This window comes from Qipengyuania sp. RANM35, assembly GCF_041021145.2.
GTDB classification, from domain to species: domain Bacteria; phylum Pseudomonadota; class Alphaproteobacteria; order Sphingomonadales; family Sphingomonadaceae; genus Qipengyuania; species Qipengyuania soli.
On the sequence record NZ_CM196433.1, the window covers coordinates 987,652 to 1,009,493 of the forward strand.

Consider the following 21,842-nt stretch of genomic DNA (forward strand, 5'->3'; position numbering starts at 1 on the left):
TACACCGAATTGCCGTTGGCGCGTGGCTCGGCCGGGTGTAGCACGCCGGGATGGACAGGGCCGCACATCCCGGGAGAGGGGAGGTTGGTCAATGCCCGAAACATTCGACTTTGTCGTCGTCGGTGGAGGTTCGGCCGGAGCAGCGCTTGCTGCAAGGTTGACTGAAGATCCGCAGGTCACAGTTGCACTGATAGAGGCAGGTGGAAAGCCACCTGCGCACGAGGCGATGCCGATGGCTTGCGCTTCACTCCAGCTCGACCCCGAAACCGACTGGATGTTCAGGGGCAGCGCGGGGAAAGGTGCCCAAGGATTCCTGAACAAGACTGTTCCTGTCCCGCGCGGGCGGATGCTCGGCGGATCGTCGGGCATCAACTACATGGTCTATGTGAAGGGCCATCCCGGCGACTTCGACAATTGGGCCGCCCGCGGAGCAACCGGGTGGAGTTTCGCCGACGTCCGGCATTGTTTCGAACGCATGGAGGAAGTCCGGCCATCGAACGAGGCGATCATCGATAGCGAGGGGCGGGGGACCTCTGGCCCCATCGGGGTGGGGATACGCTCGCCCGTCATCCCCGCCGCGCGGCAGTTCGTGCAGGCTGCGGAAGCGGTCGGGATTCCCTCGGGCGACTACAACGGCAGTGGTCGCTTCAATCCGAATGGAGTCGTCTCGCTGGTCCAGACCAACACTAGGGATGGTCGTCGTTCAAGCACCTATCATGGCTATCTCGAAGGCAAGGCCGAAGAGAGAACCAACCTCACGATCATTACCGGAGCGCACGTCACGAAACTGCTGCTTGATGGAGACGGTCACGACCTTGCCTGTCGGGGAATAGAGTACCGTGATGCGACGGGGGGATTGCAGCAGGTTCACGCACGCCGCGAAACCGTTCTCAGCGCAGGTGCAGTAGGATCCCCGCACCTGCTGATGCTTTCGGGGGTCGGCTGTCGGCGCGAGCTGGAGGCCGTCGGCATCCCCTGTCGCCTCGACAATCCGCACGTCGGCAAGCACCTCAAGGATCATTACCAGGTACCCATGGCGTTCAGGGCCCCGGGAGTAGGTGTTCCCCTCGCGGAGTTGGGATTGTCGGCAGGACCCGACGCCCTGCGCGGACCAGACGGTCCGCTCCCGGAAGATCCCGCCGATGACGCTACTCTCAGCCCGGAAAACCAGGCAATCAAGGATGAAGCGGAACGCCGGCTAGCCGAATGGAACGAACACGGCACAGGCTATGCTGCTTCGTCGATCTACGATGGCATCGGCTTTTTCTCGACCGGCCTGGGCGACGATTACACCCATGACGCGCAGATCGGATTTGTCCCCACGTGCTATGGTCGCGACGTGATTGCGGACCGACTGCTGATCGATGTCGACCAGTTCTTCGAAAATCCCGACGCAGTCTTCGCGCCCGAGGCGGAAAACGTGATCATCCTCGCCAGCAACTGTGTTCCCCATGGCGAAGGCGAACTGGTCATCTCGAGCGCCGATCCGTCGGTCCAGCCGGAAATCAACCTGAACTATTTCGACGATCCCCACGACCTCAAGATCATGGTCGCAATCCAGCGCAAGGTGTTCGAGATTGCTGCCAACTGGCCCGGGGGATTGGGCGGATGGATGGCTCCTCCCAAGCTGGCAAAAATGCACGATTATCGCGATGGCGATGTGCCGAGCGACGCCATGCTGGAGAACATGGCGCTGCATTTCGCGGCCACGGTCTACCATCTTTCCTGCACATGCCGGATGGGGGATGTGGTCGACGAGCGCCTGAGAGTGAAGGGGGTGAAAAATCTTCGCATCGCCGACGCCAGCGTCATGCCCGAGATACCGAGCGGAAACATCAACGCGCCGAGTATCATGATAGGCGAGCGTGCTTCGGACCTGATCAGGGAGGATCACACGATCGCGATGGAAACAGCCTAGGGTCACAGCCGACTTGGCGCTCGACAAAAGGCGCTGCAGAGGGCAGTGCGCCGCCCCATGAACGAGACAATTCTGTTACCCGAGGAATGTGAAACGATGGTCGAAGTTCGCGCCGGTGTCGACGCGACCGATCGCGAACTCATGCAATTGCTGGATCGTCGCTTCGGTTACATGCGAGCGGCGGCGCGGATCAAAACGGACCGAAGTGTTGTGCGCGATGAAGCCCGCAAGGCAGAGGTGGTCGACAACGCGCGCGCGGACGCCGAAACGCGCGGCCTGCCTGGTCCGGATCTGGCCAAGATCTGGGACTTGTTGGTCGAGAGTTCGATAGCTTACGAACTCGTCGAATGGGACCGCATCAGGGCCTGACGCGGCCGCGCATCAATTACCGCGGTTGAAGCGGACCCACTCTTCCGACGTCATGCAGACCTTCTGCTTGCGCCTGCTGTTCATGTCGGTGCGGATGAACTTGCAGATCTCGTCGTCCTTCTTCGTCGTTGCGTCCTGGGTTTCTGCTTTTTCCTCCTTCCGCACCTCGTTGGCCTCCTGGGCGACGAGGGGGGAGGAAAGAAAGGCAAAGCAGCAGGCGATCACGGCAGTACGCATCGAAAAATCCTAAAATAAAACAAGCATCCAAGAGGGACTAGATAGAGCCCACTCGATAGTCCACGGTCGCTCGATCAACGACTTCGGGGTGGCCTTTCCAGCGAAGAAAGCACGCCTCGCAGCGTTCGTACTTCGAGGTGGTTCCAGCCTGGTTTGGTCAATACTCCACGCAACGTCCGTCGGGTGGCATCCGACCGGCTTTCGGGAAGGTAATATCCCTTCGGCTCCAGCATGCGTTCAAGGTGCTCGATCAGGCCTTCGAGTTCTTCCTGCGGCGCCGGTGGGAGGAGTTCCTCCTGCGTGGGCTGCACCAGTTTCTTGTTCTTCGACCACTCATAGGCGCAAAGGATCACGGCCTGCGCGAGGTTGAGAGATCCGAATTCAGGATTGATCGGGACTGTCAGGATTGCTCGCGCAAGGGCGACGTCCTCGGTCTCGAGACCCGACCGTTCGGGTCCGAACAGGAAAGCGCTGCGTCCAACATTCTCAGTCATTTCGCGCGCTGCTGCTTCGGGGGTAAGAACCGGCTTTGTCACACCGCGTTTGCGCACCGTAGTCGCATAGACATGCGCGCAGTCGGCCACCGCCTCTGCGGTAGTGGCGAAAACCCGCGCCTGTTCGAGCACCGTGTCCGCTCCCGCAGCGGCTGGTCCGGCCGAGGGATTGGGCCAGCCGTCACGTGGCTCGACCAGGCGCATTTCGGTCAAGCCGAAATTGAGCATGGCGCGGGCCGCCTTGCCGATATTCTCGCCCAGCTGCGGCCGGACGAGTACCACCACGGGCTTGTTCGTATCAGCCACGCGACTTTCCGTCTTGGGCCGCTTCCTGCACGGTGCTGGCAAATTCTTCGAAATCGCGCGCTTCGCTGAAGTCGCGATAGACCGAGGCGAAACGGATATAGGCCACGCTGTCGAGCTGGCGCAGGCCGTTCATGACCATTTCGCCGATGCGTTGAGAGGAAACCTCGGCCTCGCCCGCTGTTTCGACCTGGCGCTGGATACCGCTGACGAGCTGGTCGATGCGCTCTTGCGGCACGTCGCGCTTGCGGCAGGCGAGGGTTATCGACTGTTCCAGCTTGCCGCGGTCGAACGGTTCGCGACGGTCACCCGACTTGACCACCGTCACCTCGCGAAGCTGTACGCGCTCGAATGTCGTGAACCTGCCCCCACAGCTTGAACACTGGCGACGCCGGCGGATCGAGGTGTTGTCCTCGGTCGGCCGGCTGTCCTTTACTTGGCTGTCGTCATGTGCACAGAAAGGGCAGCGCATTTAGGTCCGTATACGTTTGTAGAGGGCGTAGCCTGCACCCGCGACACCGCCAATGAGCGGGCCGACCACCGGCACGAAGATACCTGCGGCGGCTCCGACAGCAGCACCCTTCAGGACCGGCTTCGATGAAGGATGATTGAGTCCTTCGTTGATCATGTCCTTGAGTTCTTCTGCCGCATCCGGAAACAGGTTGGGATCCTTGGGGCGTTCTTCGCGATCCGACATGAATATTCTCCTGGAAATCGAATAGTTGTCGAAACGAATGACCACAATTACAGCGCTATGTCACGCGAGTATTGGTCCAAGTTAGCGAAGAAATCAGGGCCTTAGGCGCCTGTAAAGCATGAAGCCTGCTCCCGCGATAAGGCCGATGGGCCACGTTACCACTGGCAGGACTCCGCCAACGACCGCGCCAACCGCCGCACCGGCAAGAACAGGTTTCGTGGACGGATGATCGAGGCCCTGCTTAAGCATGCTCTTCACCTCTTCCTGAGCGTCGGGAATGAGGTCGTGGTCCTGATGCTTGGGATCCTGTTCGTCCATATGCTCTCTCCTCAGCGGCCGGGATAAACCGGGAAGGCAGCGCAGAGTTCGGCGACCTTGCCACGCACCGCTTCTTCGACCTGACCGTCACCCTCGGGGCCATTGCGCGACAGACCGTCTACCACTTCGGCGATGAGCGCGCCAATCTTCCGGAACTCTTCCGTCCCGAAACCGCGCGTCGTGCCTGCCGGCGTGCCAAGGCGGACGCCGCTGGTCACGAAGGGGCTACGCGTGTCGTAGGGAATGCCGTTCTTGTTGCAGGTGAGCCAGGCGCGATCGAGGCCTTTCTCGGCATCCTTTCCGGTGACGTCCTTGGCAGTGAGGTCGACCAGCATGGAATGGTTGTCCGTGCCACCCGAAACCACGCGCAGACCGTTTTCCTCGAGGCTCGCAGCAAGCGCACGGGCGTTGTCGACGACGCGGCGGGCATAGTCCTTGAAGTCGGGACGCAGCGCCTCACCGAACGCAACCGCCTTGGCGGCGACGACATGCATAAGCGGACCGCCCTGGAGGCCCGGGAAGACCGCCATGTTGAGCGGCTTGGTCAGTTCCTCGTCGTTCCAAAGGATCACGCCCGATCGAGGGCCGCGCAGCGACTTGTGTGTGGTGGTGGTGACCACATGGGCATGCGGGAAGGGGGAAGGATGTGCGCCGCCTGCGACAAGGCCGGAGATGTGGCTCATGTCGACCATCAGGTAGGCGCCAACTTCGTCAGCAACCTTGCGGAAGGCTTCCCAGTCCCACACGCGTGAGTACGCGGTGCCGCCGGCGATGATGAGCTTGGGCTTGTGCGCCTTGGCGGTCGCCATGACCTCGTCCATGTCGATACGCTCGTCCTCGCGGCGCACGCCATAGCTTACGGGCGAGAACCACTTGCCGCTCATGTTGACGGGTGAGCCATGGGTAAGATGGCCGCCCGAGTTGAGGTCGAGGCCCATGAAGGTGTCGCCCGGCTGAAGCAGCGCGAGGAACACAGCCTGGTTCATCTGGCTGCCCGAGTTGGGCTGGACGTTGGCGAAGTTGCAGTCGAACAGCTGCTTGGCACGCTCGATGGCGAGTGTCTCCACCACATCGGCATAGTCGCAGCCGCCGTAATACCGTTTGCCGGGATAGCCTTCCGCGTATTTGTTGGTGAAGACCGATCCGGTGGCTTCGAGAACGGCGGTCGAAGCGATGTTCTCCGACGCGATGAGTTCGATCTTGTCCTGCTGGCGCTTCAGTTCCTTACGGATGGCGGCATGGATTTCTGGATCGGCCTCGGCAAGCGTGTCATGCCAGAAGCGGTCCATCGGATCGCGGTCATGGGAAGCGGGCTGGGTGGCCAAATCAGGTCTCCGGGTTCGAAAGCTTGTCGACGCGGCGCTGATGGCGTCCGCCGGCGAAATCGGTGGTGAGGAAGGCTTCGAGACACGCCTTGGCCATGTCGCTGCCGGTCAGGCGCGCACCCATGGCTATGCAATTCGCATCATTGTGTTCGCGGGCCAGCGAAGCGGAGAGTGGTTCCGACACCAGCGCGCAACGGACGGCAGGGTTGCGGTTGACGCTGATCGAAATGCCGATGCCCGATCCGCAGAGGGCGACGCCGCGTTCTGCGGTCCCGTCGGCAACCACCGAGGCAAGCTTGTATCCGAAGTCCGGATAGTCGACGCTGTCAGTGGTATCGGGGCCAAGATCGGCAACCTCGTGCCCCTGCTCGATCAACCATTCACGCAGTTCGGCTTTCAGGTCGATGGCGGCATGGTCGGAGGCAATGGCGATACGCATGGCGGCCCCATAGGCGAGGTAACCGATTCCCTCCACCCCAAAGCCTTGCTTTTCGACCACTGCTGTTGGACCGGGTGACCAGGCACATGTGGGTGAATACGTTGGTCGTCAGGAATCGAACAAAGGTCGACGAAGGCTTACTAATTTGAGCGATTGCTACATGATCCGGGAATGGATCTCATGACCAACAGGCGTGATGCCCTATGCTTCGTGGGCGGAGGTCTTCTGCTGGGGAGTTGCGGCATGGCATCCCAATCGGAATCAGGCATAGCGACTCGTCCGGCAACGCTTGGCGACATCCCCGAGATCGTCGGCATATTGGGCGCATATCGCGAGAAACTTGCCCGCTGGTCACCTCAATTCTGGCGCCCGGCACCCGGTTCGGCAGCGATGACGACGATGTACCTCGGTTCGCTCGTCGGGAAGAAGGAGCACATCTTCCTGGTGGCCGAGGAAGCCGGGGCGGTGATTGGCTTCGCGCTGGCGCTGGAAACCCCCGCACCTCCAGTATACGCCCCCGGTGATACCGGAACGCTCGACGATTTTGCTTTGTCGGACGATGACCGATGGGAGGAAGTCGCAGGGGCTCTGCTCGCCGCAATCATGCGCAACGCGAAAAAGCTTGGCTGGAAGCAGCTCATAGCAGTCAGCCCCAAGGCCGACGGCCTGAAGAACCGCCTATTGGAAGAGGCTGGCCTCGTCGTCGCATCCCAATGGTGGACGATGAAGCTCTAGCCAAACTTACTGGTCGAGGAAGGACCTCATCTTGCGGCTGCGGCTCGGGTGCTTGAGCTTGCGCAGCGCCTTCGCCTCGATCTGACGGATACGTTCGCGGGTCACCGAGAACTGCTGACCGACTTCCTCGAGCGTGTGATCGGTGTTCATGCCGATACCGAAACGCATGCGCAGCACGCGCTCCTCGCGCGGCGTGAGCGAGGCAAGGACTCGGGTAACCGTCTCCTTGAGGTTCGACTGGATCGCAGCATCGACCGGGATGATCGCATTGGGATCCTGGATGAAGTCGCCCAGATGACTGTCTTCCTCGTCGCCGATTGGCGTTTCGAGCGAAATCGGTTCCTTGGCGATCTTCATCACCTTGCGAACCTTTTCGAGCGGCATCGACAGGCGCGCGGCCATCTCTTCCGGCGTCGGCTCGCGACCTTCCTCGTGGAGGAACTGGCGGCTTGTGCGGACCAGCTTGTTGATCGTCTCGATCATGTGGACCGGGATACGGATGGTGCGTGCCTGGTCGGCGATCGAACGGGTAATCGCCTGCCTGATCCACCAGGTTGCGTACGTGCTGAACTTGTAGCCGCGGCGGTACTCGAACTTGTCGACCGCCTTCATCAGGCCGATGTTGCCTTCCTGGATGAGGTCGAGGAACTGCAGGCCGCGGTTGGTGTACTTCTTCGCGATCGAGATCACGAGACGCAGGTTGGCCTCGACCATTTCCTTCTTGGCGATACGCGCTTCGCGTTCACCCTTCTGGACCATGTTCACAATGCGACGAAACTCGTCGAGCGCCATACCGGTCTGGCTGGCGATGTCGGAGATTTCCGCGCGGATGCGCTCAACGGCGTCGGCTTCCTTCTCGGCAAAGGCGGCCCACTTCTTGTCCTTCTTGGCGCGGTCGGTGAGCCACGCATCATCGAGCTCGTTGCCGATATAGGCATCGAGGAAGTCGGCGCGCTTGACCTTGTGGCGCTCGGCAAGGCGCAGCATCTGGCCCCCCAGTGCCGTCAGGCGACGGTTGAAGGCGTAGAGGTTGTCGACCAGGAACTCGATCTTGGTCGCGTGGAACTGGACGCTTTCGACTTCAGCGGTGAGCTGTTCGCTCAGCGCTTCGTACTTCTTTTCCTTGGCCGGCGGGAAAGCCTCGCCGCGGCCCATGATCTCGACGCGCTCGGCCTGGAGCTTCTCGAACTTGCCGAAGAGGTCCGTGATGCGGGCAAAACGTTCGATGGCGTCCGGCTTGAGCGCGGCTTCCATCTGGGCGAGGGACATGGTGTTGTCTTCCTCGTCGTCATCGTCCGCGGCGCGACGCTTGGACGAGCCTTCGCCGTCCTCGTCCTCGTCTTCGTCGACATCTTCCTCTTCCTCGACCTCGTCGTCGTCGCGGATGGTCGGGCCCGCAGTCGCTTCGGAGATTTCGCCGTCGTCGTCATCGTCCTCGGCGTCGTCGGCGAGCTTGTCGGCAGGCGGTTCCTTGGAAAGCATCGCGTCGAGATCGAGAATCTCGCGCAGCTGCATTTCCTCGTTGTTGAGGGCTTCGGACCACTGGATGATGGCGTGGAAGGTGATCGGGCTCTGGCACAGGCCCATGATCATCATGTCGCGCCCGGCCTCGATGCGCTTGGCGATGGCGATTTCGCCTTCGCGGCTGAGCAGTTCGACCGCGCCCATTTCACGCAGGTACATGCGCACCGGGTCATCGGTGCGTTCGCCGGTCGCCAGCTTCTTGGAGGCAGCTGCAGTCTTTTTCGCCGGCTTCGAATCGTCGTCGTCGTCGTCCGAATCGTCGGCGGCAATTTCCTCGACGTCGTTGTCCGAATCCTCGGCCGCCTCGGCATCCTCGTCACTCTCGACGATTTGCACGCCCATGTCGGACAGTGCGGACTGGATATCCTCGATCTGGTCGGAACTCATCTCGCCCTGCGGAAGGGCGTCGTTGAGTTCGTCATAGGTGACGTATCCGCGCTTTTTCGCCTTGGCGATCAGCTTCTTGATCGATGCTTCGTTAAGATCGATCAGCGGTGCGTCGTCATTGTCGCCAGACTTCGACTTGGTGGCCATAAACTTCAGTCAACCTAATCTGTAAGGCGTCCGGGACCTGCACCCTTAGCCATCATGAACCCGTTTCGTCGGCCGCAGCAGCCTTCCGCCGCCCGAACTGTTTCAAACGCTCGTTAAGGGCCAGTAAGCGCTCGCGCAATCGGGCCTGTTCGGCGAAAGAACCTTCCGGGTCGCGATCGAAGCGCGCAGTCGCCTCCGCCAAAGCGGATTCGAGCGCGGGCCTTTCGACCAGCAGCGACACAGCCTCGGCCAGATCCTCGCGCGCATCACCCGGGTCGGTGCCTTCATCGAGGAAGGCGAAATGAGCTTTTTCCGGTGGGGCGGGAAGGCCGTGTGCGAGCGATATGGGCGATTGCGCGGACAAATCAAGCGTCTCGGCCGCCTCCAGCAGCGATTCGATGGCGGGACCGACATTTCTGTCACGCATGGCGAACTGGTGCAGGGCATGCTCGTGGCGGTGGATCTGGTCTGGGAACCGAACGAGGCCGGCAATAACGGCCCGGGCAAGGGCGTCGCGTGAGCCACCGGATATGGCCCGCGTAAGCTGCTCGCGCGCTGCCGGAGAAAGGGCAGGGGCTGGCTGCTTCCACTCGCCCTTGCGAAACGGCTTGCGCGGCGCGAACTCGCGCTGTGGGCGTGAGGGGAAAGCGAATTCGGAAAACCGCTCGAGCAATTCGCGCTTGTAGAGCGAACGGATGTCGGGGTGCTGGATGGTCTCGACATGGTCAAGCAGGCGCGCCTTGAGTCCGGCCTTGTCCTCGGGCGTGTCGAGGGGAGCGGACATGCGCTCGAAATCCCAGAGGGTATCGAGCAGGCTGGCAGGCCGCGACAAAAGATCCTCGATCGCACCTGCGCCCTTTTCACGGATGAGGTCGTCCGGATCCATGCCACTGGGCAGGCGGACTATCGAGAGCGAGTGGGCAGGGCGAAGCATTGGCAGGACGCGCTGGATTGCCCGCATGGCCGCCCGCTGGCCGGCATTGTCGCCGTCGAAACACAGTATCGGCCGTTCGACCTGGCGCCAGAGTAGCTCGATCTGGTTCTCGGTCAGCGCCGTTCCGAGCGGTGCAACCGCCTCGCGAATACCGGCGTTGGCGAGGGCGATTGCATCCATATAGCCCTCGACCACGATGATCCGTCCCGTCTGTCGGGCGGCAGGAGCAGCGCGGTGGAGGTTGTAGAGCGTACGCCCCTTGTCGAAGAGCGGAGTATCGGGGCTGTTGAGGTACTTCGGCTTGCCGTCGGGATCGAGCACGCGGCCGCCGAAGGCAATGACCCGCCCGCGCATATCGTGGATGGGCAGCATCAGGCGATTGCGGAACCTGTCGTAGGGTTCCTTGTCTTCGACCGAGATACGCATGCCGGATTCGATCAGCATGGACTCGTCGAAACGAGATAACGCGCCCTTCAGTGCCTGCTTGCTGTCAGGCGCGAAGCCGAAGCCGAATTCGCGGATTGTCGCGTCCGAGAAGCCGCGTCGTGCAAGATAGCCTCTTGCCTGCGCCCCTTCGGGCGACTTCAGGTTGTCGGCGAACCATTCCTGCGCGGCGCCGGTCACGTCGTGAAGGCTGGCGCGCTTCTCTGCCCGCTCCGCAGCGCGCGGGTCGGGGGCAGGGACTTCCATTCCCGCTTCGCCGGCCAGTTCCTTGACCGCATCCATGAACGGCATGCCGCGCTGGTCGGTCAGCCAGCGGATTGCGTCGCCATGCGCCTCACAGCCAAAGCAGTGGTAAAAGCCCTTCTCGTCATTGACGTAGAAGCTAGGCGACTTCTCGTTGTGGAACGGGCAGCAAGCCTTGTACTCGCGCCCCGCCTTGGTCAGGCGCAGGGTACGACCGATCACCGCGGACAGCGTGGTCCGCGCGCGCAATTCGTCGAGCCATTGGGGTGTGAGCGCCATAAGGTCGCAGACCTTATAGACCCGATGCCGCCACCGCTAGCGTGGCTTCTTGCCCTCCACAGGCTTGTCCTCAGCCGGGAACGGTCCCCGTGCCGCCGACTGGTTACCGTCGACTTCGAGCAGGTAATTGTCGGCAGGCCCCGCAGGCGGGAGGGTCGACTGCCACCAGAAGGTGATGGTCGAACCGGGTTTCCAGCCTCCGCCTTCGGTCACACGCCAGATCAGGCTGCCGTTGTCGAGGGTAGTGGTAATGGCCTCGGGAGCGCCAAGTGCCGCCTCCGCCTCGGCCTTCGCGTAGCCGATGGCACCGGTGAAGCCGTGCGCCTTCGCTGTCGTGCGGAAAAGCGTGGGCGCCGCTTCGACCACTTCAGGACCAGAGGTCGGCTTAATCTCATCCCTTTCAGCATCGTCCAAAGTGACCTGATGCACATAGGTGTAGAGCGTGCCCTCGGGCATCTTTCCGGGTACGCATTCGATCACCTCGGCAGGACAGGCGACATAGCTGACCATGGTGCCGATCTCGGTATTTCCGGCGCTGAGCACGGTTTCGACCTGTGGACCCTGCGGCCCGACCACCTTCGCGCCGAGCGTTGCCAGGTCGAGGTCTGCGGCAACGAGGTTGCGCGGTGCGGCGACCGTGGCCGTCGGGGTGGGCAGCGGTTCGGGGTCGCTCTTGCCGCAAGCCGCAAGCACAATCAGCAGGGGCAGGGTGAGCGCGTGACGCTTCACGAAAGCGCTTCCTTCACCAGGCCGCTGGCCTTGCTCATGTCGAGCGAAGCGCCGTAGCGGGATTTGAGTTCACCCATCAGGCGGCCCATGTCCTTCATACCCTCGGCGCCGATCTCGCCCTTGATCGCGGCGATGGCATCGCGGGTTTCATCCTCGCTCATCTGCTTGGGCAGGAATTCCTCGATCACCGCGAGCTCGGCCTTTTCCTTGTCGGCGAGTTCCTGGCGTCCGCCGCCTTCGTACATTTCGATCGATTCGCGGCGCTGCTTGGCCATTTTCATGAGCACGTCGGTGACGAGCTCATTGTCCTCCGGCTTCTTGTCCGAAGTGCGCAGTTCGATGTCGCGATCCTTGATCTTCGCCCCGATCAGGCGGAGCGCGGCAGTGCGCTCCTTGTCCTTGGCCTTCATGGCGGTGACGGTTTCGGCCTGGATTTTCTCGCGAAGCATGGAAGTCCCTGTGTCAGTAAGCTGTGGATGATTCACGCCTCATTTAGGGCAGCGGGCCGCAAAGCCAAGACTTGTGCAGATTGGCGGGTTGACGGGACTCGTCGAGACCCCTAGCGGCTGGGTCTTAGCACACATCGCCGGAAACCCCTGACTCGGAGAGCCCAATGGCCCTGTCCGCATTCTCGCACGCGCAACCCAAAGGCGCGACGGGAGTCCTCGTCCTCGCGGACGGAACTGTAATCTGGGGCAAGGGCTTCGGCGCGACGGGTTCTGCCGTCGGCGAGGTCTGCTTCAACACCGCCATGACCGGCTACCAGGAGGTGATGACCGATCCCTCCTACGACAGCCAGATCGTCACCTTTACCTTCCCGCATATCGGCAATGTCGGCGCGAACGAGGAAGATCACGAGAGTCGTGGCTTGGGCGCCGTTGGCTGCATTGTCCGGCAGGAAGTGACGCCGCAATCGAACTTCCGGGCACAGCAGGAATTCGTCGACTGGATGACAGCGCACGGAAAGATCGGGCTTTCGGGAGTCGACACCCGCGCCCTGACACGTCGTATTCGCCTTAACGGCGCGCCCAACGCGGTGATCGCACACAGTCCGCGCGGCGAATTCGACCTGAAGGCGCTAAAGAAACAAGCCGCCGAGTGGAGTGGGCTCGAAGGGCTCGACCTCGTTCCGTCCGTGACGCGCGGCGTGCTGGAGGACTGGCGCGGCGGGCATTGGCAGCTGGGCTTCGGCTACCATGAGGCAGGCCACGAGCGCCCCCATGTCGTCGCGATCGACTATGGCGCCAAGGACAATATCTTCCGCAACCTGGTCAAGGCAGGGGCCAAAGTGACCGTCGTACCGGCGCGAAGCACGCTCGAGGAAATCCTGCGGCTCGAACCCGATGGTGTTTTCCTCTCGAACGGTCCGGGTGACCCGGCGGCGACGGGCGAGTATGCCGTGCCGGTAATCAAGGGCCTGCTCGAGCGCGATATCCCGCTCTTCGGCATCTGCCTCGGCCACCAGATGCTCGGCCTCGCCGCGGGCGCGAAGACGGCCAAGATGTTCCAGGGCCATCGCGGTGCCAATCACCCCGTCCAGCGCGTGGGATCGAGTTGGGGCGAAAGCGAAGGCCTCGTCGAGATCACCAGCATGAACCACGGCTTCGCGGTCGATGCCGACACGCTGCCGCCCGAGGTGGAGCAGACCCACGTTTCGCTCTTCGATGGCACCAATTGCGGCATTTCGATCAAGGGCAAGAAGGCCTTCGGCGTGCAGTATCACCCCGAGGCGAGCCCGGGCCCGCAGGACAGCTTCTACCTTTTTGAAAAATTCGTTGGGATGCTCGGATAAATGCCCAAAAGAACTGACATCTCCTCGATCCTCGTCATCGGTGCCGGGCCAATCATCATCGGCCAGGCCTGCGAGTTCGACTATTCCGGCACGCAGGCGATCAAGGCGCTGAAGGAGGAGGGCTACCGGGTCATCCTCGTCAACTCCAATCCCGCCACGATCATGACCGATCCGGAAATGGCCGACTCCACATACGTCGAGCCGATCACGCCCGAGATCGTCGCCAAGATCATCGAGAAGGAGCGGCCCGACGCGGTGCTTCCGACGATGGGCGGGCAGACGGCGCTCAACTGCGCGCTCTCGCTGTTCAACGACGGCACGCTGGCAAAGTACGGGGTCAAGATGATCGGCGCCGATGCCGATGCCATCGACAAGGCCGAGAACCGCCAGCGGTTCCGCGCTGCGATGGACAAGATCGGGCTAGAAAGCGCGCGCAGCGGCGTGGCGCACACGGTCGAGGAAGCGCTCCATGTGCTCGAGACCACGGGCCTGCCCGCCATCATTCGTCCCAGCTTCACGCTCGGCGGCACTGGCGGCGGCATTGCCTACAACAAGGCCGAGTTCGAGCGGATTGTGCGCGAAGGGCTCGACGCGTCGCCCACCACCGAGGTCCTGATCGAGGAATCGCTCCTCGGCTGGAAGGAATACGAGATGGAAGTTGTCCGTGATCGCAAGGACAACTGCATCATCATCTGTTCGATCGAGAACGTCGATCCGATGGGCGTCCACACGGGCGATTCCATCACCGTCGCCCCGGCGCTGACGCTGACCGACAAGGAATACCAGATCATGCGCACCGCCAGCATCAACGTGCTGCGCGAAATCGGCGTGGAAACAGGTGGTTCCAACGTACAGTTCGCAGTCAATCCGAAGGACGGCCGCCTGATCGTCATCGAGATGAACCCGCGCGTCTCGCGCTCCTCGGCGCTGGCGTCCAAGGCCACCGGGTTCCCCATCGCGCGCGTCGCGGCGAAGCTGGCGGTCGGCTACACGCTCGACGAGATCCAGAACGAGATCACCGGCGCGACGCCCGCCAGCTTCGAGCCGACCATCGACTATGTCGTGACCAAGATCCCGCGCTTCGCCTTCGAGAAGTTCAAGGGTTCGAAGAACGAGCTGTCGACCGCGATGAAGTCGGTCGGCGAAGTCATGGCGATCGGCCGCTGCTTCGCGGAATCGATGCAGAAGGCGCTGCGCGGCCTCGAAACCGGGCTCGACGGATTCAACCGCGTGGTCGAGCTCGAAGGCGTGCCGAAGGACCAGATCTTCGCCGCCCTGTCGCAGCGTACGCCCGACCGCATCCTCAAGATCGCGCAGGCCTTCCGCGAAGGCTTGAGCGTCGAGGAAATCCAGCCGATCACCGGTTTCGACCCGTGGTTCCTGCGTCAGATCGAAGCAATCATCTACGAAGAGCAGATGCTCGGCCACAATGGCCTGCCGCGCGATGCAGCGGAGATGCGTCGCCTGAAGGCCATGGGCTTCTCCGATAAGCGCCTCGCCACTCTGGCAGTGCGGTCGGTCGGCGTTGCTGGCGGGCTTGCCGAAACGCAGGCGCGCCGGTCGGGCCTGCTTCACGATGCCCTGCGCGCCATGGCCGGTGCTACGAGCGAGGAAGAGGTGCGAAAGCTGCGCCACAAGCTCGGCGTCTATCCGGTGTACAAGCGGATCGACAGCTGCGCTGCCGAGTTCGAAGCGATCACGCCCTACATGTACTCGACTTACGAGGCGCCTACTTTCGGTGAGCCGGAAGACGAGGCGAACCCCTCGGACCGCAAGAAGATCGTCATCCTCGGCGGTGGCCCGAACCGCATCGGGCAGGGCATCGAGTTCGACTATTGCTGCGTCCACGCTTGTTTCGCCCTTGCCGAGGCCGGGTTTGAGACCATCATGGTCAACTGCAACCCGGAAACGGTCTCGACCGACTACGACACCTCCGACCGCCTCTATTTTGAGCCACTGACCGAAGAGGACGTGCTTGAGATCATGCGCGTCGAGATGTCGAAGGGCGAGGTCGTCGGCGTGATCGTCCAGTTCGGCGGTCAGACCCCGCTGAAGCTCGCCGCCGCGCTGGAGCGCGAGGGCGTGCCGATCCTCGGCACCAGCCCCGATGCCATCGACCTCGCCGAGGATCGCGAGCGGTTCGCCAAGCTGGTCGCCAAGCTCAAGCTCAAGCAGCCCGACAACGGCATCGCCCGCAGCCGTGACGAAGCCGCCGCCGTGGCGCGCACCATCGGTTACCCGGTGCTCCTGCGCCCGAGCTACGTCCTTGGTGGCCGCGCGATGGAGATCGTCGATAGCGAGGCGCAGCTCGACGACTACATCAACACCGCAGTCAACGTCTCGGGGGACAGCCCGGTGCTGGTCGACCAGTACCTACGCGATGCGGTGGAATGCGACGTCGACGTAGTCTCGGACGGCTTCGAGGTCCGCATCGCGGGCGTCATGCAGCATATCGAGGAAGCCGGTGTCCACTCGGGCGACAGCGCCTGCACCCTGCCGCCCTACAGCCTGCCCGACGACATCATCGCCGAAATGGAACGGCAGGCTGAGGCGCTCGCCAAGGCGCTTCAGGTCCGTGGCCTGATGAATGTCCAGTTCGCCGTGAAGGATGGCGAGGTCTACCTCATCGAGGTAAACCCGCGCGCCAGCCGCACTGTGCCTTTCGTCGCCAAGGCCATCGGCCGCCCGGTCGCCAAGATCGCCGCACGCGTCATGGCGGGCGAGGGGCTGCACGAGTTCGAGCCTTTCGACATCCGCCCCAAGCACATGGCGGTCAAGGAAGCCGTCTTCCCCTTCGCGCGCTTCCCGGGTTCGGACCCGGTGCTGTCTCCGGAGATGAAGTCGACCGGCGAAGTCATGGGGATCGACAAGGACTTCCCTGCCGCTTTCCTCAAGTCGCAGCTGGGTGCTGGCATGCACCTGCCGCGCGAAGGAACGCTGTTCGTATCGGTGAAGGATAGTGACAAGGATGTTATCCTCCCCGCGGTGAAGACCCTGCTCGACCAGGGTTTCAAGGTCATCGCCACGGGTGGCACGCAGCGGTTCCTTGCCGAGCGCGGCCTGGAGGTCGAACGGGTCAACAAAGTGGCCGAAGGTCGTCCGCACATCGTGGATGCGATCATCGACGGCGAAGTGGCGTTGATTTTCAACACCACCGAGGGTTGGCAGTCTCTTCTAGACAGCCAGTCCATCCGCGCGAGTGCGCTTGAGAAGAAGCTTCCGTACTACACGACGGCCGCCGCCTCGGTGGCCGTGGCACGATCCATAGCAGAGGTCTCGCCGAGCCAGCTTGAAGTGCGTTCATTGCAAGACTATTATAGCTGACAAGAACAAGACGCATTTCCCCTCCCGACATTCGAAGCGACAGGTTCCGCATCCTGCGGACCGGGTTCGAATTGTCCCAGCGACGGGGTGAGTAAGGAAGGAACAGGGGCCCATGGAAAAGGTGCCGATGCTGGCAGAGGGCTATGAGAAGCTGACTGCGGACCTCAAGGTCCTGCGCGCCGAACGCCCGAGGATTGTCGATGCAATCGAGGAAGCTCGCGCGCATGGCGACCTCTCGGAAAACGCAGAATATCACGCTGCCAAGGAGCGCCAGGGCCAGGTCGAAGCGATGATCGCAGAGATCGAGGACAAGGTCAGCCGCGCCCAGATCATCGATCCGACTACACTCTCAGGCGACAAGGTGATTTTCGGTGCGACCGTCACCCTGCTCGACGAGGATGACAAGCCGATCAAGTACCAGATTGTCGGCCAGACCGAGGCCGATGCGAACAAGGGGCGGATCAGCTACAATTCGCCCATTGGCCGTGCGTTGATCGGCAAGCAGGTCGACGAAGAGGTCGAAGTGACTGTCCCCTCGGGCGACAAGTTCTACCTCATCGAGAAGATCGAGTTCATCTGAGGCACCGCAAAGGGGGGCGACAGATTTGGCAACACCACCAATCAGGCTGGTCGCCGAGAAGCGGGTCGCCCGGTATTTCCTTGGGAAGGGCGCAACGAGCGCTGCAGATGCAATCGCCTATGAGCCCGATCTTGGGAGCCGAAAGCGAGCGTTCGACCGCTTGAAGGGCCTCGACATCGTGCGTTCTGGTGGACGCGACCGGTGGTTCCTGGACGAGGCACGTTGGGCGGAATTGCGCTCACAACGGCGGGGACGCATGGTCACCATGCTCGCCGTGGGAGCCGCCATCGCCGCATTTGTCGTCACCCGCTGAAGCAAGCCTTCAGGCGAGCAGCTTCTCCATCGCCCAATTGTGGATCGGGACCATGTGATCGCCGTGCGCGATCTCGAATTCTCGCCTGTGCGTAGCCGTGTACCCCAAACGCTCGAAGGCCGGGCGGGCGAGATCGCTCGCCTCCGTATACAGCCTGGTGCAGCCGATCGCGCGGGCCTCCTGCTCCGACCGCTCGAGCAGCTTCTCCGCGATCCCGCGGCGCGTATGATCGGGATGGCAGTATAGATGGTCGAGGTGCCCATCGGCCTCGAGCAACGTGTAAGCTATCGGACGGTCATCCGGGTCAGTCGCAACGAAGATGGTATGGCCGGCAGCTGCGCGCTCGAGATACCGTTCGGGAGTGTGGTGACGCGCAAACCATGCGTCGACCTGTTGCTGCGTGTAGGCACGGGTTCCAATGTATGAGATCGCCGCCCCCATGATGCTGGCTAGAGCCTGGGCATCGTCGTCCCGGAAGCGGCGGATCGCATACTCCACCTTATCAGTTCTTTAGGCGCTCGGATCGAGCAACTTGTGCAGGTGCACGACCACGTACTTCATTTCTGCATCGTCGACGGTCCGCTGTGCATTGGCGCGCCATGCGTCGACCGCAGCGTCGTAGCTGCTGAACACGCCGGCAACATGAATGCCTTCGGGGTCGGCGAAGGTCACTGCGCGGGGGTCGGTCACGCGACCGCCCATGACGAGGTAGAGCGTCTGCTTGCTCTCGGTTTCTTCCATTTTGAAGTCTTTCTCGAAGGGGGAGGAGGAGATTGCGTGCGCCCCATAGCGAAAGCGGCGCGACAGGCAACCCCGTCGCGCCGCTACGGCATGCTGAAAAAGTGAGCTCTTAGTAGGTCAGGCGCGTCTTGATGGCCTGAGCTGCACGCGATCCGCCACGCGTCGCCTTGCGAGATGTAGCCCGTAGGACCTCGCCGGCGGCATCGAGCCTGCCTGCTGCTTCGCGACGTAAGTCACGGGCGGTCGAGGCTGCCGTTTCTCCAAAATCTTCGAATCGATCGCCAGCCAGGTGCGCTGCATTGCTTGCGTTGTCGATCATGCGTGCACCGTATGCGAGGGCCGCGTCGGCAACGAGGCCGGCGAACACTCCACCACGTTTGCCGAGGCGGCGCCCCGGCTTGGTCATCGCGCCAATGGCGAGGCCGACGGCTATCGCGCCGCCGATGACAGCGTAGGGGTGCTTTTTCGTGAATGCGACTGCAGTGTCTGCGGCGTCCTTCGCCTGGTCGGCCAGGGTTCGCTGCTCGTTGCGCTTCTCACCTGCCTCGATGCGTGCGCGCAGCTGGTCACGCTTTTGCTGGTCGGAGAGCTTGCTGTCGGCACTGATAGGGGTGACGTTGGCGGGTTTGGCGGTGTCGGCCATGATTTCCTCCAGAATTTGTGTCTCGGCGATTAAACGCTAATCAGCGGCTCACCGTTCCTCCGCTTCGTCGCGTTCGGCTGCCGCATCGTCCGGTTCCTCGCCCAGTCCGAGCAGCGAAAGAATCGGATTGCGAGCGAACCACACGACCACTGCTGCGATTAGCGCTGCAAGTGCGCCCTTGTTGTCTTCGGCGACCTCGACGGCTTCTTCGTAGATATCGACTGCGCCCTCTCGCACCTTGTCGAAGGCGCGTTCGGTCAGGCCACGTTTGGATAGACCAGTCTTGAGGTGTTCCAGGTCGGCCTCGACCAAAGCTTTGGCGGAATCGCGCAAATAGCGATCTTCGATCATTCGGGCGCGACGGTCGCTCATTCGCCAGAGTCCTCGAATGCCGAACGGATATCTTCGATACGCCCCTTTAGCAGTCGCAAGAGAACGAAACCCGCTATGACTAGGAAGAGGGTGACGATGCCGGTCGCGATCCACGGTCCCACGAGCGGGACCAGTGCGATTACGACACCCACGGTCGCGGCGATCAGCGCAAGATGGAAGACCCCAAAGGCTCCCAAGCCAAAGGCTACCGCCCCGGCTGCGCGATTGGCCGCATAACCCGCGCGGCTCTTCTGGAACGCGACTTCTGCCTCGGCATAAGTCTTTCCGTCGTCGATCAGCGCGAATATATCGTCGGTGAGCGAGGGACCGTTACCGGTGCCTTCCTCTTCCGACGGACCATATTCATCGGGCAGGTCGAGCGGTCCGGAAAACTCTTCCGACCGCTCGATACCTTCATCTCTCATCTGCAGCCCCTCCGCGTGGTCGGATTAGCGCGACCGGCGGAACAGGCGGGACAGGAAGAAACCTGCAATTGCGGCGATGCCGATGGCGGTGCCGGGGCTCTTGCGGACGAATTCGCGACCATCTTCGACGAGATCGTCGACGGTCTTCTCGTCGAGCTTCGCAGCATATCCATCGAGCGTGCGCGATGCCGAACGGGCGTAGTCGCCATACTTGGCGCCGAGGCGGTCATCGACTTCCTGGGCGTTTTCGTTGACCACGCGGCTGAGGGCGCGCAGGCCTTCGCCCGCCTTCACCTTGCCTTCGGTGGCCAGTTCCTTGCCCTTGACCTTGGCATCGGCTCCATAGGCCTTCGCATCGGCCACCCAATCTTCGCTCTTGCCCTTCGCCTGATCGCGGTAGGCGACAGCGCGGTCGCGGCCTTCGGCCTTGAGGGCGGCAGCGCCTGCCTTGGCTTCTTCGAGCGCGGCGTTGAAACGCGACTTCGCTTCTGTGCGGTTGTCAGTGGTCATGGGAGTGGTCTCCTTTGCTACGCCCTTGCTTGCCGCGGGCTTGCGCGGCTTCGCGGCGGTGGACTTTTTTGCGGTGGTCTTCTTGGTTCCGGTGGTCTTGGTTTTCTTTGGCGCCCCGGTTGCTGGAGTGTCAGCCATCGTTCTTGTCCTTGCCCTCAAATTCGTATTCATCACCGCTACTCTTGTCGAACGCGGTAGTCCTTGATGCAACGCAACTTGCGCCCCGATGTTCCGGAGCATAGAGCGCCACCGACTCCCCATTTGGGGGTGTAATAGCTATTTACAACACCTTTCACCGGAGCGCCACTGGCATGACTGCGATCATCGATATCCACGCCCGCGAAATTCTCGACAGTCGTGGCAATCCCACTGTCGAAGTCGATGTTCTGCTGGAAGACGGCAGCTTCGGTCGCGCAGCCGTGCCCTCGGGGGCTTCGACCGGCGCCCACGAAGCGGTGGAACTGCGCGACGGTGACAAGGATCGCTACCTGGGCAAGGGTGTTACCAAGGCGGTCGAGGCGGTAAATACCGAGATCCGCGACCTTCTGATCGGCGCCTTCGACGCCGAAGACCAGCGCGACATCGACCTGTCCATGATCGCGCTCGATGGCACTGCGAACAAGGGTCGTATCGGCGCCAACGCCATCCTCGGCACCAGCATGGCGGTAGCCAAAGCTGCGGCCAATGCCCGCGGCCTGCCGCTGTACAGCTACATTGGCGGCGTTTCGGCGCACGTCCTGCCCGTTCCGATGATGAACATCATCAATGGGGGCGAGCACGCCGACAATCCGATCGACATCCAGGAATTCATGATCATGCCGGTCGGCGCGGACAGCCTGGCCGAAGCGGTGCGCTGGGGCGCGGAAGTCTTCCACACGCTCAAGAAGAAGCTGCACGAGAAGGGCCTCGCCACCGCAGTCGGCGACGAGGGCGGTTTCGCACCCGATCTTGCAAGCACGCGCGATGCGCTGGATTTCATCATGGCTTCGATCGAACAGGCCGGGTTCAAGCCAGGCGATGACATCGCCCTGGCACTCGACTGCGCCTCGACCGAATTCTTCAAGGACGGCCAGTATCTGATCGCGGGCGAGAACCTCGCACTCAATGGCCATGATATGGCAGAGTATCTCGACGCCCTGTGTCGCGACTACCCGATCTGCTCGATCGAGGATGGCATGGCCGAGGACGATTTCGAGGGCTGGAAGGCGCTGACCGACCGGATTGGCGGCAATGTCCAGCTGGTCGGCGATGACCTCTTCGTGACCAACCCCCAGCGTCTGCGCGAAGGCATCGACCAGGGCCTTGCCAACTCGCTACTGGTGAAGGTCAACCAGATCGGGACGCTGTCCGAAACACTGGATGCAGTGAGCATCGCGAACCGCGCGGGCTATACCGCCGTCATGTCGCACCGTTCGGGCGAAACTGAGGATGCAACCATCGCCGATCTCGCGGTCGCGACCAACTGCGGTCAGATCAAGACCGGCTCGCTTGCGCGTTCGGACCGGCTTGCGAAGTACAACCAACTCATTCGGATCGAGGAAGAGCTCGGCGACAGCGCGGTCTATGCCGGCAATGCCTGCTTTGGCAGCCTGAAATTCTGACGGAGCACCTCGATTGAGG

25 protein-coding genes are annotated in these 21,842 nt (G+C 62.2%); 8 read left to right on the plus strand and 17 right to left on the minus strand.

Features of this window, described 5'->3' with window-relative positions:
- The first annotated feature begins 91 nt into the window (after positions 1 to 91).
- Together RAM60_RS04990 and RAM60_RS04995 are read left to right on the plus strand one after the other, a co-directional pair.
- Positions 92 to 1,918 (plus strand): GMC family oxidoreductase, encoded by a 1,827-nt coding sequence (locus tag RAM60_RS04990; RefSeq protein WP_369025320.1) that lies wholly within the window; start codon positions 92 to 94, stop codon positions 1,916 to 1,918.
- 57 nt (positions 1,919 to 1,975) lie between these two features.
- Positions 1,976 to 2,287, plus strand: coding sequence for a chorismate mutase (locus tag RAM60_RS04995; protein WP_200983702.1), 312 nt, complete (start codon positions 1,976 to 1,978; stop codon positions 2,285 to 2,287).
- A gap of 12 nt (positions 2,288 to 2,299) precedes the next feature.
- Here the strand turns inward: RAM60_RS04995 and RAM60_RS05000 are convergent, their stop codons facing one another.
- The 7 genes from RAM60_RS05000 to rpiB form a co-directional block, all read right to left on the minus strand.
- Positions 2,300 to 2,524, minus strand: a complete 225-nt coding sequence (locus RAM60_RS05000; protein ID WP_369025319.1) for a hypothetical protein — start codon at positions 2,522 to 2,524, stop codon at positions 2,300 to 2,302.
- 74 nt (positions 2,525 to 2,598) lie between these two features.
- Positions 2,599 to 3,324: an RNA methyltransferase gene (locus RAM60_RS05005; RefSeq protein WP_369025318.1), complete on the minus strand. Its 726-nt coding sequence runs from the start codon at positions 3,322 to 3,324 to the stop codon at positions 2,599 to 2,601.
- Positions 3,317 to 3,793, minus strand: coding sequence for a transcriptional regulator NrdR (gene nrdR, locus RAM60_RS05010; RefSeq protein ID WP_200983705.1), 477 nt, complete (start codon positions 3,791 to 3,793; stop codon positions 3,317 to 3,319). The genes RAM60_RS05005 and nrdR overlap by 8 nt, the downstream gene beginning before the upstream one ends.
- On the minus strand, positions 3,794 to 4,018 hold the full coding sequence (locus tag RAM60_RS05015) for a hypothetical protein (protein WP_369025317.1): 225 nt from the start codon (positions 4,016 to 4,018) through the stop codon (positions 3,794 to 3,796).
- Between the two features lie 93 nt (positions 4,019 to 4,111).
- Complete coding sequence (locus RAM60_RS05020; protein WP_200983707.1) at positions 4,112 to 4,336, minus strand: hypothetical protein; 225 nt, start codon at positions 4,334 to 4,336, stop codon at positions 4,112 to 4,114.
- A gap of 11 nt (positions 4,337 to 4,347) precedes the next feature.
- A complete protein-coding gene (gene glyA, locus RAM60_RS05025) occupies positions 4,348 to 5,625 on the minus strand; it encodes a serine hydroxymethyltransferase (RefSeq protein WP_369025316.1) in 1,278 nt (425 codons plus the stop codon).
- 37 nt (positions 5,626 to 5,662) lie between these two features.
- On the minus strand, positions 5,663 to 6,100 hold the full coding sequence (gene rpiB, locus RAM60_RS05030; RefSeq protein ID WP_200984188.1) for a ribose 5-phosphate isomerase B: 438 nt from the start codon (positions 6,098 to 6,100) through the stop codon (positions 5,663 to 5,665).
- Between the two features lie 243 nt (positions 6,101 to 6,343).
- On the opposite strand from rpiB, the gene RAM60_RS05035 reads away from it, so the two are divergent.
- On the plus strand, positions 6,344 to 6,835 hold the full coding sequence (locus RAM60_RS05035; protein ID WP_369025315.1) for a GNAT family N-acetyltransferase: 492 nt from the start codon (positions 6,344 to 6,346) through the stop codon (positions 6,833 to 6,835).
- Positions 6,836 to 6,841: 6 nt separating this feature from the next.
- On the opposite strand, the gene rpoD is transcribed toward RAM60_RS05035, so the two are convergent.
- The 4 genes from rpoD to RAM60_RS05055 are packed head-to-tail and all read right to left on the minus strand — an operon-like array spanning position 6,842 to position 11,971.
- Positions 6,842 to 8,893: an RNA polymerase sigma factor RpoD gene (rpoD, locus tag RAM60_RS05040; RefSeq protein WP_369025314.1), complete on the minus strand. Its 2,052-nt coding sequence runs from the start codon at positions 8,891 to 8,893 to the stop codon at positions 6,842 to 6,844.
- A 52-nt stretch (positions 8,894 to 8,945) separates the two neighbouring features.
- The gene (gene dnaG, locus RAM60_RS05045) at positions 8,946 to 10,793 is read right to left on the minus strand and encodes a DNA primase (protein WP_369025313.1); all 1,848 of its coding nucleotides are present in this window, start codon (positions 10,791 to 10,793) and stop codon (positions 8,946 to 8,948) included.
- 36 nt (positions 10,794 to 10,829) lie between these two features.
- Positions 10,830 to 11,522 (minus strand): hypothetical protein, encoded by a 693-nt coding sequence (locus tag RAM60_RS05050; RefSeq protein WP_369025312.1) that lies wholly within the window; start codon positions 11,520 to 11,522, stop codon positions 10,830 to 10,832.
- Positions 11,519 to 11,971 (minus strand): GatB/YqeY domain-containing protein, encoded by a 453-nt coding sequence (locus RAM60_RS05055; protein WP_369025311.1) that lies wholly within the window; start codon positions 11,969 to 11,971, stop codon positions 11,519 to 11,521. Before RAM60_RS05055 ends, RAM60_RS05050 begins: the two co-directional genes overlap by 4 nt.
- A gap of 164 nt (positions 11,972 to 12,135) precedes the next feature.
- Between RAM60_RS05055 and carA the strand changes: the two genes are divergently transcribed.
- The 4 genes from carA to RAM60_RS05075 all read left to right on the plus strand — a co-directional run bounded on the left by carA (position 12,136) and on the right by RAM60_RS05075 (position 17,531).
- Complete coding sequence (gene carA / locus RAM60_RS05060) at positions 12,136 to 13,314, plus strand: glutamine-hydrolyzing carbamoyl-phosphate synthase small subunit (RefSeq protein ID WP_369025310.1); 1,179 nt, start codon at positions 12,136 to 12,138, stop codon at positions 13,312 to 13,314.
- Positions 13,315 to 16,638 carry a carbamoyl-phosphate synthase large subunit gene (carB, locus tag RAM60_RS05065; RefSeq protein ID WP_369025309.1) on the plus strand — a complete coding sequence of 1,108 codons (3,324 nt, stop codon included), beginning with the start codon at positions 13,315 to 13,317 and terminating at the stop codon, positions 16,636 to 16,638.
- Positions 16,639 to 16,750: 112 nt separating this feature from the next.
- Positions 16,751 to 17,218: a transcription elongation factor GreA gene (greA, locus tag RAM60_RS05070; protein WP_200983716.1), complete on the plus strand. Its 468-nt coding sequence runs from the start codon at positions 16,751 to 16,753 to the stop codon at positions 17,216 to 17,218.
- Positions 17,219 to 17,243: 25 nt separating this feature from the next.
- Positions 17,244 to 17,531 (plus strand): hypothetical protein, encoded by a 288-nt coding sequence (locus tag RAM60_RS05075; RefSeq protein WP_369025308.1) that lies wholly within the window; start codon positions 17,244 to 17,246, stop codon positions 17,529 to 17,531.
- 9 nt (positions 17,532 to 17,540) lie between these two features.
- Here RAM60_RS05075 and RAM60_RS05080 read toward each other — a convergent pair whose 3' ends face one another.
- From RAM60_RS05080 to RAM60_RS05105, 6 genes are all read right to left on the minus strand, one after another.
- The gene (locus RAM60_RS05080; RefSeq protein WP_369025307.1) at positions 17,541 to 18,029 is read right to left on the minus strand and encodes a GNAT family N-acetyltransferase; all 489 of its coding nucleotides are present in this window, start codon (positions 18,027 to 18,029) and stop codon (positions 17,541 to 17,543) included.
- Positions 18,030 to 18,041: 12 nt separating this feature from the next.
- The gene (locus RAM60_RS05085; RefSeq protein ID WP_200983719.1) at positions 18,042 to 18,272 is read right to left on the minus strand and encodes a DUF4170 domain-containing protein; all 231 of its coding nucleotides are present in this window, start codon (positions 18,270 to 18,272) and stop codon (positions 18,042 to 18,044) included.
- A 109-nt stretch (positions 18,273 to 18,381) separates the two neighbouring features.
- Positions 18,382 to 18,915 (minus strand): hypothetical protein, encoded by a 534-nt coding sequence (locus RAM60_RS05090; RefSeq protein WP_369025306.1) that lies wholly within the window; start codon positions 18,913 to 18,915, stop codon positions 18,382 to 18,384.
- A gap of 48 nt (positions 18,916 to 18,963) precedes the next feature.
- A complete protein-coding gene (locus RAM60_RS05095) occupies positions 18,964 to 19,287 on the minus strand; it encodes a hypothetical protein (protein WP_369025305.1) in 324 nt (107 codons plus the stop codon).
- Positions 19,284 to 19,712 (minus strand): phage holin family protein, encoded by a 429-nt coding sequence (locus tag RAM60_RS05100; RefSeq protein WP_200983722.1) that lies wholly within the window; start codon positions 19,710 to 19,712, stop codon positions 19,284 to 19,286. Before RAM60_RS05100 ends, RAM60_RS05095 begins: the two co-directional genes overlap by 4 nt.
- Before the next feature lie 24 nt (positions 19,713 to 19,736).
- Positions 19,737 to 20,222, minus strand: a complete 486-nt coding sequence (locus tag RAM60_RS05105; RefSeq protein ID WP_246450010.1) for a hypothetical protein — start codon at positions 20,220 to 20,222, stop codon at positions 19,737 to 19,739.
- 311 nt (positions 20,223 to 20,533) lie between these two features.
- On the opposite strand from RAM60_RS05105, the gene eno reads away from it, so the two are divergent.
- On the plus strand, positions 20,534 to 21,823 hold the full coding sequence (eno, locus tag RAM60_RS05110; protein WP_369025303.1) for a phosphopyruvate hydratase: 1,290 nt from the start codon (positions 20,534 to 20,536) through the stop codon (positions 21,821 to 21,823).
- The last annotated feature ends 19 nt before the right edge of the window (positions 21,824 to 21,842 follow it).